The organism is Streptomyces sp. NPDC001750 (assembly GCF_042892615.1).
Lineage (GTDB): Bacteria > Actinomycetota > Actinomycetes > Streptomycetales > Streptomycetaceae > Streptomyces.
The window spans coordinates 128956-144373 of sequence record NZ_JBIAUE010000006.1 but is presented as its reverse complement, the minus strand read 5'-3'; the positions used below and the strand labels follow the sequence as shown (position 1 = coordinate 144373).

Genomic DNA, 15418 nt, shown 5'->3' with positions numbered 1-15418 from the left:
GACATGACCACCCTGCAGAGCGTCCCGGCCCTCGGGACACACCCGGCCTCCGGCTCCCTCCCGAGCCGTGCCGAGACTCGGGAGCAGCTGTCCAGGGCTGCGTACGACCTCCTGGTGATCGGTGGCGGCATCCTGGGCATCTCCACGGCCTGGCACGCCGCGCAGTCCGGGCTGCGGGTGGCCCTGGTGGACGCCGGCGACTTCGCCGGCGCCACCTCCTCCGCCTCCTCGAAGCTGCTCCACGGCGGTCTGCGCTACCTGCAGACCGGTGCCGTGAAGCTGGTCGCGGAGAACCACTTCGAGCGCCGTGCGGTGTCCCGCGAGGTGGCACCGCACCTGGCCAATCCGCTCACCTTCTACCTGCCGGTCTACAAGGGCGGCCCGCACGGCGCCGCGGTCCTCGGCGCGGGCGTGTTCGCGTACTCGGCGCTCTCCGCGTTCCGCGACGGGGTCGGGCACGTGATCAGCCCGGAGAAGGCGCAGCGCGACGTGCCGGAGCTGCGTACGGACAACCTGAGGGCCGTGGCGGTCTACGGCGACGGCCAGATGAACGACGCCCGGATGGCGCTGATGACGGTCCGCGCGGCCGTCGACGCGGGCGCCGTGGTCCTGAACCACGCGGCGGTCACCGGGCTGCGGTTCACCAGGGGCCGGGTGACGGGCGCCGATCTGCAGGACCGCCTGGACGGCACGGAGTTCGGCATCGACGCCCGTCTCGTGCTGAACGCCACCGGGCCGTGGGTCGACCACCTGCGCAGGATGGAGGACCCGAAGGCGGCCCCGTCGGTGCGCCTGTCGAAGGGCGCGCACCTGGTGCTGAAGCGCACGCGTCCGTGGAACGCCGCGCTCGCGACCCCGATCGACAAGTACCGCATCACGTTCGCCCTGCCGTGGGAGGACATGCTGCTGCTGGGTACGACGGACGAGGAGTACGAGGGCGATCCCGCGGACGTCGCGGTCGACGAGAAGGACATCGCCCAGATCCTCGACGAGGCGGCGTTCTCCATCAAGGACCAGCAGCTGTCGCGCGATCTGATCACGTACTCCTTCGCGGGGCTGCGGGTGCTGCCCGGCGGACCCGGCGACACCTCCAAGGCCAAGCGCGAGACGGTCGTCACGGAGGGCCGCGGCGGGATGCTGTCGGTCGCGGGCGGCAAGTGGACGACGTTCCGCCACATCGGCCGCACGGTGATGACCAAGCTGGCCGCGCTCCCCGGGCGCCCCCTCGGCAGCGGCGTGGAGCCGATATCGCACCTGCCGAGGAAGCTCCCGCTGCCCGGCATCGCCAACCCGAACGCGGTGGCGCACCGGCTGCTGATCGACGGCGCCGCGCCCGGCCCCCGGATGGCTGCGGACACCGCGCGCCACCTCGCCACGCACTACGGTTCGCTCGCCTTCGACATCGCGCGGCTGGCGAACGAGAACCCGGCGCTGGCCGCGCGCATCCACCCGGACGCGCCGGAGATCTGGGCGCAGGTCGCCTACGCCCGCGACCACGAGTGGGCCGGGACGGCGGACGACGTGCTGCGCCGCCGCACGACCCTGACGATCCGGGGCCTGGCCACGGACGAGATCCGGGCCGGTGTCGAGTCCATGCTCGGCAACCTGGGCTGACGGGACGCGCGAGGCGCGCACGACGAGACGCGCACGAGGCGGACGGGGCGGCTCCCGCGGCTGGACCGCCCCGTCCGCGTCCCGTCGGCCGCGGTCGCCCACACGGCGGACGCGGCACGCCGAACGCGCCGCACGACCGCCATCCGCGCGCGGTACGACGCGGGGACGGTCGAGGCACGAAGTCCTCGGTGCTCTCCCTCATCGCCCGTGCCCCGCATCCGCTCGTCCGCCATCTCCCCTTCCCCGCCGAGCGGTTCGAGGAGGTGATCGGGACCGGCGTCGTCGCGGAGCGGCCGGGCTTCGACGCGTACGCGACTGGCGAGCGGCACGCCGGACCGTTCCTCTCGTCGAGCCCGAGCGTGGTGCTCGGCGCGCTCGCCGCCCCGACCTCCGCCATCCGGCTGCCGACCGGTGTCACGGTCGTCGCGATCCTCGATCCGGTGCGGATGGCCGAGGACTTCGCCACGCTCGACCCGATCTCCGGGGGCAGGATCGAACGGGTCGTCGGGAAGGGTGCGGAGGCCGGACACTTCTCCCTCCTCGGGCTCGACGAGGAACGCCGGTGGGACCGCCGGAAGGAGAAGCACGAACTGCCGCGGCGGCTGTGGGCAGACGAAAGCGTCGAGCGGGAGGGCGAGTTCAGGCCCGCGCTGAAGAACACGACGCCCTGTCGGGCCCCTGCGACGGGGCCCCTCGCGTCCGGCGCGGTCCGGCGACCGGCCTCGGCTCCCCGGGCCGGCCGCGCGGCACGGCGACCCGCTGTTCACCGCCAACGCCGTCCAGCCCCGCGCGGCCTGCGCCCGGCTGATCGACCACTACCGGGAACGCTTCGAGGCGTACGGGCACGATCTCCGGTCGGTCACCGTGGACGGCCTCGGGCCGAGCCGTCCCGAACAGGACGGGACACCGCTGCGGTTCGCCGAGGAGAGCGCGCCGGTGGTACGGCGCGAGGCGCCCACCTCGCTCCGGGGCCGCCGCCCGTGCCCGACGGCCGGCCGACCCGTCCGGCCTTCCGGAACCATGTGATCACCCCTTCCCGAAACCGCGGGATCGCCCCTTCCCGGACCGCATAATGACGGGATGCATCGGACGTCTGATTCCGGTCCGTTCCCAGGAGGAGCGTCATGACTGTCACCGACGAGGCGATCGGGAAGATCAAGGGGATGATCGTCTCGGGTGCGCTGCGGCCCGGCGACCGGCTTCCCAGGGAGAGCGAACTCGCGGCGGAACTGGGGCTCTCCCGCAACTCCCTGCGGGAGGCCGTGCGCGCCCTGTCGCTGATCCGGATCCTGGACGTGCGGCAGGGCGACGGCACGTACGTGACCAGCCTGGACCCGCAGGTACTGCTGGAGGCGCTGAGCTTCTTGGTGGACTTCCACCGCGACGACACGGTGCTGGAGTTCCTCGCGGTGCGCCGGATCCTGGAACCGGCGGCGACGGCGATGGCCGCCGCCCGGATCACCGAGGCCCAACTGGACGCGCTGGACGCGGCGTTGGACGCCCTGGGGGAAGCCCCCTCGGTGGAGGAACTGGTCGCGTCCGATCTGGAGTTCCACCGCGGGATCGTACGGGCGTCCGGGAACACGGTGCTCTGCTCGTTGCTCGACGGGCTGACGGGCCCGACGCTCCGGGCGCGGGGCCGGCGCGGCCTGACTCAGGAGGACGCGATCGGCCGGACGCTGTACGAGCACCGGGCGATCCTGTCCGCGCTGCGCGACCGGGACGCGGAGGCCGCGCGGTCCTGGGCGACGGTGCATGTGGCGGGCGTGGAGCAGTGGTTGCGGTCGATGTCGCGGGACGCCGGGCGGGGGCCGGACCCCGCCCCCTGACACCGGCGGGCGGGCGGACCCGCACCGCGCCGCCGCGAACGCCGGGGCGACCGGGATCCCGAGGACGGGTTCACCCCGCCGTGTCCGAGGGCTGCGTCGGAGGTGGCCAAAAGCCGTAAGGTTGTTGCGTACGCAAGGGAACTTCGGAAGGAGGCCTGGGTGATCGAGCTCGAGGGGGTTCCCGAGCTGATCGACCCGGTCATGGTGGCCGCGTTCGAGGGATGGAACGACGCGGGTGACGCCGCCTCCACGGCGGTCGCGCACCTGGACCGGGAGTGGAAGGGAGAGGTGTTCGCGGCACTGGACGCCGAGGACTACTACGACTTCCAGGTCAACCGGCCCACGATCTGGCTGGACGGCGGTACGCGCAAGGTCACCTGGCCCACCACCCGGCTCTCCGTGGTCCGCGTCGGCGGGGAGCAGCCCCGCGACCTCGTCCTGGTCCGGGGCATCGAGCCGTCCATGCGCTGGCGCTCGTTCTGCAACGAGCTCCTGGGCTTCGCCCACGAGCTGGGCGTGGAGATGGTGGTGGTCCTGGGCGCGCTGCTCGGCGACACCCCGCACACCCGGCCGGTGCCGGTCAGCGGGGTCACCTCCGATCCCGACCTGGCCCGGTCCATGGACCTGGAGGAGACCAGGTACGAGGGTCCGACGGGCATCGTCGGCATCCTCCAGGAGGCGTGCACCCACGCGGGCGTGCCCGCGGTCAGTCTGTGGGCCGCGGTGCCGCACTACGTGTCGCAGCCGCCCAACCCGAAGGCCACCCTCGCGCTGCTCAACCGGCTGGAGGACCTGCTCGGTCTGCGCATCCCGCTGGGCGAACTGCCCGAGGACGCGCGCGCCTGGCAGCTCGGGGTCGACCAACTGGCCGCCGAGGACAGCGAGGTGGCGGAGTACGTGCAGACGCTGGAGGAGGCCCGGGACACCGCGGAGCTTCCCGAGGCGAGCGGCGAGGCCATCGCCCGCGAGTTCGAACGCTATCTGCGCCGACGGGACGCCGGTCCGGGTCAGGGCCCCGGCGGGCACGCGACGGAGAGCGGCGACACCGCGTATCTGCGCGACACCTCCGGTGGCCGGAACCGTCCGGCGAAGTCGCCGCGGCCGGAGGGCGAGGGCCGGACGGCACCCGGCGCTCCGCCCGCGAGCGGCTCCGCCCGCCCGGACACCGCCGACGACGAGGGCGAGGACGACGACGGCCCGGCCCGGTCCTCGGAGGAGTCCCCCGACGACTGAGGTGCCCGCGGCCCTGGGCACCTGCCCCGGACGCGTGCCCCGGGTCCGGGTCCGGACCCCGGAACGGAACCGGCCCCGGACTTCGCACGAAGTCCGGGGCCGGTTCGTCGGTCGGGGAATCGGCGGGTCGCCCCGCGCGGGTGCTACAGCGCCACGCCCAGCAACGCGTCGACGGTGCGCGAGACGAGTCCGGGCGCGCCCTCGTCCGTGCCGCTCTCGGCGTGCTGCCGCTCGGCCCAGCGGTCCACGGCGGCCAGTGCCGCCGGTGCGTCCAGGTCATCGGCGAGGGCCTCGCGGACCTCCTCGACCAGGGCCTCGGCGGACGGTCCGTCGGGGCGGGAGACGGCGGAGCGCCAGCGTCCGAGCCGGGCGACCGCGTCGGCGAGCACCTGGTCGGTCCACTCCCAGTCGGACCGGTAGTGGTGCGCGAGCAGGGCGAGACGGATCGCCGCAGGGTCCACGCCGTCGCGGCGGAGCCGTGAGACGAAGACCAGGTTGCCCTTGGACTTGGACATCTTCTCGCCGTCCAGGGCGACCATCCCCGCGTGCACGTACGCCTGGGCGAACGGGTACTCGCCGGTCAGGACCTGGGCGTGCGAGGCACCCATCTCGTGGTGCGGGAAGGCGAGATCGGACCCGCCGCCCTGGACGTCGAAGCCCATGCCGAGGTGGTCCAGCGCGATGGCGACGCACTCGATGTGCCAGCCGGGCCGTCCGGGGCCGAGCGAGCCGCCGTCCCAGCTCGGCTCGCCCTCGCGGGCGGCCATCCAGAGCATCGGGTCGAGCGGGTTCTTCTTGCCTGGGCGCTCCGGGTCGCCGCCGCGCTCGGCGGACAGCAGCCGCATCGCCTCGGCGTCGAGGCGGGAGACGCCGCCGAAGTGCGGGTCGGCCTCGACGGAGAAGTACACGTCGCCGTCGAGTTCGTAGGCGGCACCGGAGTCCCGGAGCCGTTCGACGAGCGGGACGATGCCCGGTATCGCCTCCACCGCGCCGATGTAGTGCTTCGGCGGGAGCATGCGCAGGGCGGTCATGTCCTCGCGGAACAGGGCCGTCTCGCGCTCGGCGAGCTGGGTCCAGTCCTGACCGTCGCGCACGGCCCGCTCCAGCAGCGGGTCGTCCACGTCGGTGACGTTCTGCACGTAGTGGACCTGCCGCTTGGTGTCGAGCCACACGCGTTGAACGAGGTCGAACGCGTTGTAGGTCGCCGCATGACCCATGTGGGTCGCGTCGTACGGCGTGATGCCGCAGACATAGATGCGGGCGACGGGACCGGGTTCGAGAGTGATCCGTCCGCCGGTCGCGGTGTCGTGGATCCGAAGGTCGCGGCCCTTGCCAGGCAGGGCGGGGACCTCAGAAGCGGGCCAGGCATGCATGCCACGAGCCTAACCGGATGCACGTTCCGGATACGAACCGGATACCGGATCCTGGCCGAAGAGGCGCTCTTGCGCGAAGCGGCCCCGTCTGCTTCGGCCGCGGAGGAAGGCGGCGCCGGGGACCGCGCGTGCCCCGGGGAGGCGCACGGTCCCGCCCGCCTTCTGCCGCACGACCGCCGAACCGGCCTGTTCCCCGCGGGCATCGCACCCGGCGTGCCCCCGCGCCGGGTGCGATGCCCGACTCCGGAACGACCCGGGCCGCCCGGACGGTCCTCCGCGCCGGAACGTTCGCGCCGGTGCGCCGCCCGCGCCCGCCCCGGTGCCGCCGCTCACACCGGCGGCCCGGGGCACCGGCTCACACCGGCGGCCAGGGGATCGAGGGCCACGAGCCGCTGGGTTCCGGGTGTCGTCCCGACGCGCGCAGCCCGCCCACACGACCCCGCAGCGCCTCGATCTCGGCCTCGGTGATCAGCTCCCCCAGCCGGGTGACGAGCGGGGTCCCGGGGGCGAGTTCCGTGCCCAGCCGGTCCACGACGCCGACGGCCTCGGCCGTCAGCGGCTCCCCCGCCCACCCCCACAGCAGGGTGCGCAGCTTGTCCTCGGCGTTGAAGGTCACACCGTGGTCGATGCCGTAGAGCCGGCCGTCGGGCGCGGGCAGCAGATGGCCGCCCTTGCGGTCGCCGTTGTTGATCACGGCGTCGAGGACCGCCATCCGCCGCAGCTCCGGGTCGTCCGCGTGCACCAGCAGGGCCGTCCTGCCCTCCCCGATCTCGGCGCGTACGACGGCCTTCCAGCCCTCGCCGGGCTCGTCGTCCTCGACGAGCGCCAGCAGCGGGCGCCGCCGGTCCTCGGCGTGCCCGTCGCCGTCCGGCCCGGCATCGATCCACAGCTGGCACATGCCCTCGCCGTACGGACCGTCACGGAGCACGGTGGGGGGTATGAGTCCCCAGCCGGTCGCCTCGGAGATCTCGTACGCGGCCACCTCCCGCTGGGCGAGGGTGCCGTCGGGGAAGTCCCACAGCGGCCGTTCGCCGGCCACGGGCTTGTAGACGCAGGCCAGTTCCGCGCCCTCGTGGGAGACCGCGCAGTGCAGCACCGCGTTGGACGCCCCGCGGACCTGTCCGCGGACGGTGAGCCGACCCTCGGTCAGCACGGTGACCGGGTCGGCGTCGGTCAGGCTCCGCGGCGGTATCCGTTCTGGCGCGGGCATACGTGTCCTTCCGGGTCGAGCGGCAGGCTGCACAGCGGGCACGGGGGTCGCCCGGCGTTCACGACGTCCAGGGCGCGCTTGGCGAAGGCCCGCGCCTGTGCGCCGCTCAGACGGACCCGGAGGACCGGAGGACCGTTCTCCTCGTCCTGCAGCAGCCGTTCCTCGGCCTCCGCGAGGTCCTCGTCTGATTCCACATCCAGTTCGACCAGGGCCTGCGCCTCGACGATCATGCGCTGTTCCTCGCCGTCCCACGCGAGCGCCATCGTGCCGACCCGGAACTCCTCCTCGACGGGCACGTCGAGCGGGGCGGTGTCGGTGACGTCCATGGGCGCGACGGCGGGCACCGGCGAGTTGCCGCCGGTGCGCCGGACCACTTCGTCGAGCAGTTCGTCGATGCGCTCGGCGAGTGCGGCGACCTGAGTCTTCTCCAGGGCCACGCTGGTGACGCGGCTGCCCGAGGATGCCTGCAGGAAGAACGTACGACGTCCAGGCAACCCGACCGTGCCGGCCACGAAGCGGTCCGGGGGGTCGTAGAGGAACACCTGACGGGACACGTCCTGTCTCCCTTGAAGATCGACGGCGAATGGGGAATGGGGGCCGGGCCGCCGGGCCGTCCCGGTCCGGGCGCCCACGGCGCGTCCACCCTACTGCGCGAAGCGATCACGGCGCCCCGGCGCCGCCACCGACCTCCGCGTCGACTTCGGTGCCGGCGGCCGGGTGCGCGGCCGGCTCCGCCCCGTCCGTCCGCTCGCGCGGCGCCAGGGAGGCGAGGTCCCCGGTGTCGCCGAGCCGCAGCAGGAACGGCCGCAGACGTGTGTAGCGGATCGCGGTGACCGAACAGGGGTCCACGTGGATCCGCTGGAAGAGGTCGAGGTGCATGCCGAGCGCGTCGGCGACGAGCGCCTTGATGACGTCGCCGTGCGAGCACATCACGTAGGCGGCGTCGTCGCCGTGCCCGGACTCGATCCGCGCGTTCCAGTCCCGTACGGCGTCCACGGCGCGCGCCTGCATGGCGCGCAGGGACTCTCCGCCCGGGAACGCCGCCGCCGACGGGTGCCGCTGCACGACGCTCATCAGCGGCTCGTCGGCGAGCTCGGCCAGCTTGCGCCCCGACCAGTCCCCGTAGTCGCACTCGTTGATCCGTTCCTCGGTGTGCGCCACCAGGTCCGGCCGGGCGTCGAGCAGCGGGCGCAGGGTCTCCCGGCAGCGCTGGAGGGGGCTGGTGACGACGGCGGCGAGGGGCAGCGCGGCCAGCCGTCCGGGAAGCGCCGCGGCCTGCGCGGTGCCGCGCTCGTCGAGCGCGACCCCCGGGGTGCGGCCGGCGAGCACCCCGGCCGTGTTGGCGGTGGAGCGTCCATGGCGTACGAGGATCAGGGTGGGCATACGGGCCAGCGTAGGCCGCCGCAGGGGCGCGCGGAGCGGGCCGGGATGCGCGGGAGTGCGGGGCAGGGAAGAATGCGCGCCGTGATTGTGGACTGTGCGATCTACCGGGACGGGCGCCGTACCGAGGGCCCCGCCGACCTCTCCGACGCCCTCGCGCAGGCACGGGCCACCGGGGACGCGTTCCTCTGGATCGGGCTGTACGAGCCGACGGAGCGGGAGACGGAGCGCGTCACCGAGGAGTTCGGTCTCCACCCGCTGGCCGTGGAGGACGCCCTGAGCGCCCACCAGCGGCCCAAGCTGGAGGTGTACGACGACTCGCTGTTCGCGGTGATCAAGCCGGTGGTGTATGAGCACTTCAGCGACACGGTCACCGCCGACGAGCTGATGGCCTTCATCGGCGATTCGTTCGTCGTGACGGTCCGGCACGGGGAGGGCGCGCCGCTCGCCGCGGTACGACGCCGGCTGGAGGCGGAGCCGGAGGTGCTCAGGCACGGGCCGACCGCGGTGCTGTACGCGATCAGCGACGCCGTCGTCGACCACTACATCGAGGTGGCGGGCGAGCTGCAGAACGACCTGGAGGAGCTGGAGACCGAGGTGTTCGCGCCGACCGGCTCGGCGAACACCAAGAACACCGCGTCCCGCATCTACACCTTCAAGCGGCAGATCATGGAGTTCCGCCGTGCCGCCGGTCCGCTGAGTGCCCCCATGGCCCGGCTGGCGGGCGCGGACGTGCCGTTCGTCCACGAGCACTCGCAGCCGTTCTTCCGGGACGTGAACGACCACCTGACGCGGGCCAACGAGTACGTGGAGGGGCTGGACCGGCTGCTCTCGGACATCCTGGCCGCCCATCTGGCCCAGGTGGGCGTGCGGCAGAACGACGACATGCGCAAGATCTCGGCCTGGGCGGCCATGGCCGCCGTTCCGACCATGGTGGCGGGGATCTACGGCATGAACTTCGAGCACATGCCGGAACTCGGCTGGGTGTGGGCGTACCCGGCGGTGATCGCGCTGATGGCCACCGTGGTCTTCGGGCTGCACCGGCTCTTCAAGCGCCGCGGCTGGCTCTGAGAGCCTGCCGGGTGAGCTCCGACCGGAAGGCGGACGCGGCATGGTGCGTGGGCTTCCGGCGTTGCCGGGCCGTCCGGTGCGGGGGTGCCGGTCAGACGGGCTCGGCCTCGCACGGCGCGCGCCCGCCCAGTGCGTCGCGGCGCTCCGGCTGCTCCAGGCGCACCATGCGCCGCCATCCCCCGAGCCGTTCGTACGCGTGGACCAGGTGGATCCCCGCCGCCAGTACGGCCGCCCTGGCCCGGGACCAGCCGAGGATGCGGCCCATGTGGTCCATCACGGCGAGGCTGACGTCGCGGTACACCCGGATCTCGGCGAGCGCGCACTCGCGCAGCAGGCGCTGGATCGTACGGCCGTGTCCGGCAGCGGCCAGGCGCAGCAGCTCCTCGTGGCAGTACGCCAGGTGGTTGTCCTCGTCGTCCGCGATCATCCGCACCGCGCGGCCGATGCCGGGGTGGTCGCCGAAGTGCCGTCGCAGCAGCGCCATCTGCTCGGAGGCGCGCTGCTCGGTGACCCGGCTGTGGGCGAGATAGGCGATGATGTCGCGCTCGGTGAGCGGATCCCGGCGCGCCAGCCGTTCGTGGGCGAGGCCGATGCCCCGCCGTTCCAGCAGCATCGTGTAGTCGGTCCCGGGCGGGACCTCGACCGGTCGCAGTCCGCGCTTCCTCAGCAGTGCGTGGAAGATCCGTCCGTGCTTGTCCTCGTCGGCGCCGTGCCGGGCGATCCTGGGCGCCAGGGCCCGCTGGCTCCCGGGGACGAGGGCCGCGATCCGGCCGTTCTCCCAGCCGCCCTGGGCCTCGCCGCCGGCCGCGATGGAGCAGAACAGCCGGAACGACTCGTCCTCGTCGAGAATCTCCTGGAACAGGTCCCTTGCCGAGAACACCACAGCCACCTCCGTACCGGCTTCGGCCCATCGCCAGTCAAATGCGACGCGTCCAGCCGGGCAACAGGAACGGCCTTTGGCTACGCCGGACGGGCTGCCGGCCGCGCGGCCGCCGTGGCCGCTGTGGCCGCCGTGGCCGAAACCTTTCACCTCCGAGGGACGGCGGGCCGGGCGGGCGTAACCGCGCGCCGTCGGGGGCGTTGTTCCGCGTGACGGCCGTGGCGGGGAGACCCCCGAGCCCCCACCACGGCCGCGACGCCTGTCGGAGCCCGTGGCGCCGGGGTCCGCGGATCCGTGTCACGCGAGGCCGGACCGCTCCAGCGCCTCCGTGCCGGCCCGCAGCCCCGCGATCCGCTCGTCGAGCGTGAATCCGGCCGGGGCCAGGGTGAGCGTCGTGACGCCCGCGGCGGCGTACGCCTGCATCCGCTCGGCGATCCGCTCGACCGGGCCGAGCAGCGTGGTCCGGTCGATCAGCTCGTGCGGGACGGCTGCGGCGGCGCCGTTCTTGTCGCCGGACAGGTACTTGTCCTGGATCTCGACGGCCTCCTTCTCGTAGCCCATGCGCCGTGCGAGCCGGTTGTAGAAGTTCTGGTCGCGGCTGCCCATACCGCCCACGTACAGCGCGGTGTACGGACGGAACGTGTCCGCGAGCGCGTCGATGTCGTCGCCGACGGCGAGCGGCAGCGTCGGGCACACGTCGAAGCCGTCCATGGTGAGCCCGGCCTTCTCGCGCCCGGCCCGCAGGTACTTGACCGCGGTCTCCTCCAGGTGCTCGGCCGCGGGGAAGATCAGCAGGGCGCCGTCGGCGATCTCGCCCGTCTGCTCCAGGTTCTTCGGGCCGATGGCGGCGATGTAGAGCGGGATGTGCTCGCGCTGCGGGTGGACGGTGAGCTTGAGGGGCTTGCCCGGGCCGTCCGGCAGCGGGAGCGTCCAGTGCTGCCCCTCGTACGTCAGCCGTTCACGGGACATCGCCCGGCGGACGATCTCGACGTACTCCCGGGTGCGGGCCAGGGGCTTGTCGAACTTCACGCCGTACCAGCCCTCGGAGACCTGGGGCCCCGACACACCGAGGCCGAGCCGGAAGCGGCCTCCGGAGAGCGAGTCGAGAGTGGCGGCTGTCATCGCCGTCATCGCGGGCTGGCGGGCCGGGATCTGCATGATCGCGGAGCCCACGTCGATGGACTCGGTCCGGGCGGCCACCCAGGACAGCACGGTCGGCGCGTCGGAGCCGTACGCCTCGGCCGCCCAGCAGACGTCGTAGCCGAGCCGGTCGGCCTCCTGTGCCACGGCGAGGTTGTCGCCGTCCATGCCCGCGCCCCAGTAACCGAGATTGATGCCGAGCCGCATAGCCGCTCCCCTTACCGATCAGTAACGTCTCTGGGTCCTGGACTCTAGCGCCCGTCGGCCCCTCGCGTCAGGGGCGACCCCGGAACCGGGTTGTCCACAGCCCCGCGCCCCGTGGGGTTCTGGCCAGTAATCTCAGCGCCCATGGAGCAGAGGCATCTCGGCCGCACCGGCCTTCGCGTGTCCAGGATCGGGCTCGGCACCCTCACCTGGGGACGGGACACCGACGAGCACGACGCCGCCGAACAGCTGAAGGCGTTCTGGGAGGCGGGCGGCACCCTGATCGACACGGCCGACGTGTACGGCGGCGGAGAGGCCGAGTACCTGCTCGGACGGCTCACCGACGGCCTCGTGCCGCGGCACGAGCTGATCATCGCGACGAAGGCGGGCAGTGTCGCCGACCCGTACCGCAGGTTCAACGGCTCCCGGGGGCATCTGCTGGCGGCCCTGGACGCCTCGCTGGACCGGCTCGGCACGGATCACGTCGACCTGTGGCAGGTCCACGCCTTCGACCCGGCGACTCCGCTGGAGGAGACGCTTCAGGCGGTGGACCTGGCGGTGTCCAGCGGCCGGGCCCGGTACGCGGGGGTGTCGAACTTCTGTGGCTGGCAGCTGGCGAAGGCGGCGACCTGGCAGCTGGCCGCACCCGGCGCGCGCACCCGGCTGGCGAGCACCCAGATGGAGTACTCCCTGTTGCAGCGGGGGGTGGAGCGCGAGGTGCTGCCCGCCGCCCTCGACCTGGGCGTGGGACTGCTCCCCTCCTCGCCGCTGGGCCGGGGAGTGCTGACCGGGAAGTACCGCACGGGCACTCCCGCGGACTCGCGCGGCGCCTCGGAACTGCTCGCTCCGTTCGTCGAGCCGTATCTGGACGACGCGGCGGCCCGCGTCGTGGACGCGGTGGCCACGGCGGCGGACGGTCTGGCCACCACACCGCTCCAGGTGGCGCTGGCCTGGGTACGGGACCGGCCGGGAGTGGTGGCCCCGATCGTCGGCGCACGCAACGCGCAGCAGCTGACGGAGGCATTGTCGGTGGAGACGCTTAGTCTTCCTGACGAGATCTGCCAGGCGCTCGACGACGTGTCGGCGCCCGTGCACCGCTATCCCGACCAGGACTGGAGCACGCTGTGACCGCGCTTCCCGGGGGAGACACCCCCGGCTCCCCGGCCGCCGACGACGCAGGCGCCGTCGCGGACCCCGCAACCGTTCCCTCCCCGCCCTCACCACCCGTGCGGGGCGAGGGCGGGGAGGCACACGAAGGAGCGGCGACGGCCGACGTCGCCGCCGAGGGGGCGGAGGCGGCCCCGGACGGCGGGGACGACGGGACCCCCGAGGACGGGGAGTCCGGGGGCGGAGAGGCCACCGACGCCGAGGGGACGCCCGGCGAGGAGACCGCCGGGGGCGAAGGGGCCGCCGCGCCGCTCTCGGAGACCGAGGCCGAGCTCGCAGCCCAGCGCGAACTCAGGGAGCGGATCGAGAAGCGCAAGGCCGAGAAGGCGGGCCCCATCCCGGCCGGCGGGAAGCTGAGCGGCACGGCGGCCGATCTGCTGGCCGCCGTGCGTGCCGTGGAGAGCGGCGAGAAGACCGCCGCCGCGTTCTTCGACTCGCCCGCGCCCGCCGCCGTGCCCAGACGGCCCGCTCCGGCCCCCGCGCCCACGCGCCCCCGGCCGCCCGAGCCGGCGCCCGCTCCTCGCGGCCCCGCCCCAAGGACGGTGGCCGAGGTGGCCGCGGTGCTGGCCGAGGGCGGTGCTCCCGAAGCGCTCGCGGGACCGACGGCCGAGGCACTGGGCCCGCAGGCGGCCGGGGTCCTGCGCGAGGACCCGTGGCGGATGCTGGCCGTGCCGGGGGTCGGACCCGAGCAGGCCGACGCCTTCGCGCGGGCCCTGCTGGGGCCCGGATGCAGTCCGGACGACGAGCGCAGGACCACCGCCCTGATCGGCCGACTGCTGGAGCGGGCCGCACTGCGGGGACACACGGCGATGGAGGCGACGGCGGTCCGCGCCGCGCTCGCCGAGCACGCGGTGTCCGACCCGGAGGCAGCCGTGCGGCACGCCGTCGCCGCGGGCGCGGTCCTCGTGTTCCAGGAGGACGAGGCCGGGGACGGCGGCCCGGCCACCGCCCCGGAATCCGGCGAGGACACGGGAGAGGACGACCCGTCCGGGCGGGAACCTGTCCGGGTGCTGCTCGGGCTCGACCGGTACGCGCTCGCCGAGGAGAGCCTCGCCGACGGTCTGGCCCGCCTGGCCCACGCCTGCGAGAAGGGCGACTGGACGGAGGCGGCAGCGGCCGCGGGTTCCCCGTCGGCGGCCGAGCTGATCCGCGCGGTCGCGGCCCACGGCGTCGTGGCGCACACCGGCGGCGAGGCGGCCCGTGCCGAACCCGCCGCGCTCCTCGTCACCGCCCGCGCGCTGGGCCTGCGCGTCCTGGGCGCCGCGCACGGCGTCGACGGCAGACGCAGGCTGGCCGGGGCGACCGGCGATCCGGCGGCGGCCGTCACCCTCGCCGGGCTGCTCTCCGGCGCGGAGGGCCCGGGACGGGACGAGGAGGGGGCGATCGCCGTCGACCTGCTCGTCGTCCTGGACGCCCCGCAGGTGGACGTCGAGTCCGCCGCGATGCTCGTGGAGTCCCTGGCCGACGGCACCCGGCTGGTGCTCAGCGGCGATCCGGGCGTGCTGGGATCGGCCGGTGCGGGGCGGGTGTTCGCGGATGTGCTGGCGGCCCGCGCCTGCCCGCAGGTGGTCTCCCGCACCCCGGATCCGGGGCCGATCGGCGAACTGGTCTCGGGCATCGGCATCGGTGAGCTGAACCAGGTCGAGGCGCCGGGCAGGGAAGTGGTGATCGTCCCCGTGCGCGACGGGGGCGAGGCGGTGCACCGCACCGTGCAGCTGGTCGCGGACTCGGTGCCGCGCGCCCTCGGCATCCCCTCGGCCGACACCCAGGTCATCACCGTCGGCCACGGAGGTTCGGCGGGCACCCGCGCGTTGAACGCGGCCCTCAAGCAGCGGCTCAACCCCGGCCCGGGGCGGTTCGGCGGATTCGATCCGGGCGACCGGGTCGTCCACGTCCCGGCGCCCGGCAGGACCGTGCCCGCCACGGTCGTCTCGGCCGACGCCGAAGGCCTGCACCTGGACTGCGCGGGCGAGCGGATCGTCGTCCCCCAGCGGCGGGTGGCGTCGTCCGTGCGGCACGGCTGGGCCCTCAGCGCCCACCAGGCGGCCGGGACGCGGTGGCCGGCGGTGGTCGTCGTGCTGCCGGGCGACGCGGCGCAGGGGCTGAGCCGCCCCTGGGTGTACACCGCGTTCGGCCGGGCCGAGCGGCACCTCTCCGTGGTGCACGGCGTGGACCAGGCGCTCCCGCGCGCCGTCGCCGAGCCCCCGGCCCAGGACCGCACGACGCGGCTGCGCGGCCTCCTGGAGGCGGCGGACCGCTGACCGGGCCACCCGTCGTCCCGTACCCCCGGCCGATTCCGGCGGCGGGTACGGGACGG

At 74.0% G+C, this 15418-nt stretch carries 13 protein-coding genes; 7 read left to right on the top strand and 6 right to left on the bottom strand.

Annotated elements, in window-relative coordinates; translation table 11 throughout:
- Nucleotides 1-3 precede the first annotated feature (3 nt).
- The 4 genes from ACFYY6_RS12600 (at nt 4) to ACFYY6_RS12585 (ending at nt 4676) form a co-directional block, all read left to right on the top strand.
- Entirely contained in the window at nt 4-1614 is a 1611-nt protein-coding gene (locus ACFYY6_RS12600; RefSeq protein WP_389192989.1) for an FAD-dependent oxidoreductase, read from the top strand.
- A gap of 188 nt (nt 1615-1802) precedes the next feature.
- Nucleotides 1803-2687 (top strand): LLM class flavin-dependent oxidoreductase, encoded by an 885-nt coding sequence (locus tag ACFYY6_RS12595; RefSeq protein WP_351524426.1) that lies wholly within the window; start codon nt 1803-1805, stop codon nt 2685-2687.
- A gap of 51 nt (nt 2688-2738) precedes the next feature.
- Nucleotides 2739-3443, top strand: a complete 705-nt coding sequence (locus tag ACFYY6_RS12590) for a FadR/GntR family transcriptional regulator (protein ID WP_351524425.1) — start codon at nt 2739-2741, stop codon at nt 3441-3443.
- A 159-nt stretch (nt 3444-3602) separates the two neighbouring features.
- A complete protein-coding gene (locus ACFYY6_RS12585; RefSeq protein ID WP_389192986.1) occupies nt 3603-4676 on the top strand; it encodes a PAC2 family protein in 1074 nt (357 codons plus the stop codon).
- Between the two features lie 143 nt (nt 4677-4819).
- Here the strand turns inward: ACFYY6_RS12585 and mshC are convergent, their stop codons facing one another.
- The 4 genes from mshC to ACFYY6_RS12565 form a co-directional block, all read right to left on the bottom strand.
- Nucleotides 4820-6049, bottom strand: coding sequence for a cysteine--1-D-myo-inosityl 2-amino-2-deoxy-alpha-D-glucopyranoside ligase (mshC, locus tag ACFYY6_RS12580; protein WP_386607367.1), 1230 nt, complete (start codon nt 6047-6049; stop codon nt 4820-4822).
- 355 nt (nt 6050-6404) lie between these two features.
- Nucleotides 6405-7259, bottom strand: coding sequence for an SCO1664 family protein (locus tag ACFYY6_RS12575; protein WP_351522648.1), 855 nt, complete (start codon nt 7257-7259; stop codon nt 6405-6407).
- On the bottom strand, nt 7223-7813 hold the full coding sequence (locus tag ACFYY6_RS12570) for a DUF3090 domain-containing protein (protein WP_073787872.1): 591 nt from the start codon (nt 7811-7813) through the stop codon (nt 7223-7225). Before ACFYY6_RS12570 ends, ACFYY6_RS12575 begins: the two co-directional genes overlap by 37 nt.
- Before the next feature lie 106 nt (nt 7814-7919).
- On the bottom strand, nt 7920-8642 hold the full coding sequence (locus tag ACFYY6_RS12565; RefSeq protein ID WP_386607365.1) for a histidine phosphatase family protein: 723 nt from the start codon (nt 8640-8642) through the stop codon (nt 7920-7922).
- A 72-nt stretch (nt 8643-8714) separates the two neighbouring features.
- Here ACFYY6_RS12565 and corA point away from each other — a divergent pair, with 72 nt between their 5' ends.
- The gene (corA, locus tag ACFYY6_RS12560; protein ID WP_351522652.1) at nt 8715-9710 is read left to right on the top strand and encodes a magnesium/cobalt transporter CorA; all 996 of its coding nucleotides are present in this window, start codon (nt 8715-8717) and stop codon (nt 9708-9710) included.
- A 91-nt stretch (nt 9711-9801) separates the two neighbouring features.
- Here corA and ACFYY6_RS12555 read toward each other — a convergent pair whose 3' ends face one another.
- Both ACFYY6_RS12555 and ACFYY6_RS12550 read right to left on the bottom strand, forming a co-directional pair.
- Complete coding sequence (locus tag ACFYY6_RS12555) at nt 9802-10590, bottom strand: ferritin-like domain-containing protein (RefSeq protein WP_351629340.1); 789 nt, start codon at nt 10588-10590, stop codon at nt 9802-9804.
- 297 nt (nt 10591-10887) lie between these two features.
- A complete protein-coding gene (locus tag ACFYY6_RS12550; protein WP_351522656.1) occupies nt 10888-11937 on the bottom strand; it encodes an LLM class F420-dependent oxidoreductase in 1050 nt (349 codons plus the stop codon).
- A 141-nt stretch (nt 11938-12078) separates the two neighbouring features.
- On the opposite strand from ACFYY6_RS12550, the gene ACFYY6_RS12545 reads away from it, so the two are divergent.
- Both ACFYY6_RS12545 and ACFYY6_RS12540 read left to right on the top strand, forming a co-directional pair.
- On the top strand, nt 12079-13062 hold the full coding sequence (locus tag ACFYY6_RS12545; RefSeq protein ID WP_351522658.1) for an aldo/keto reductase: 984 nt from the start codon (nt 12079-12081) through the stop codon (nt 13060-13062).
- On the top strand, nt 13059-15362 hold the full coding sequence (locus ACFYY6_RS12540; protein WP_386607364.1) for a helix-hairpin-helix domain-containing protein: 2304 nt from the start codon (nt 13059-13061) through the stop codon (nt 15360-15362). The genes ACFYY6_RS12545 and ACFYY6_RS12540 overlap by 4 nt, the downstream gene beginning before the upstream one ends.
- The last annotated feature ends 56 nt before the right edge of the window (nt 15363-15418 follow it).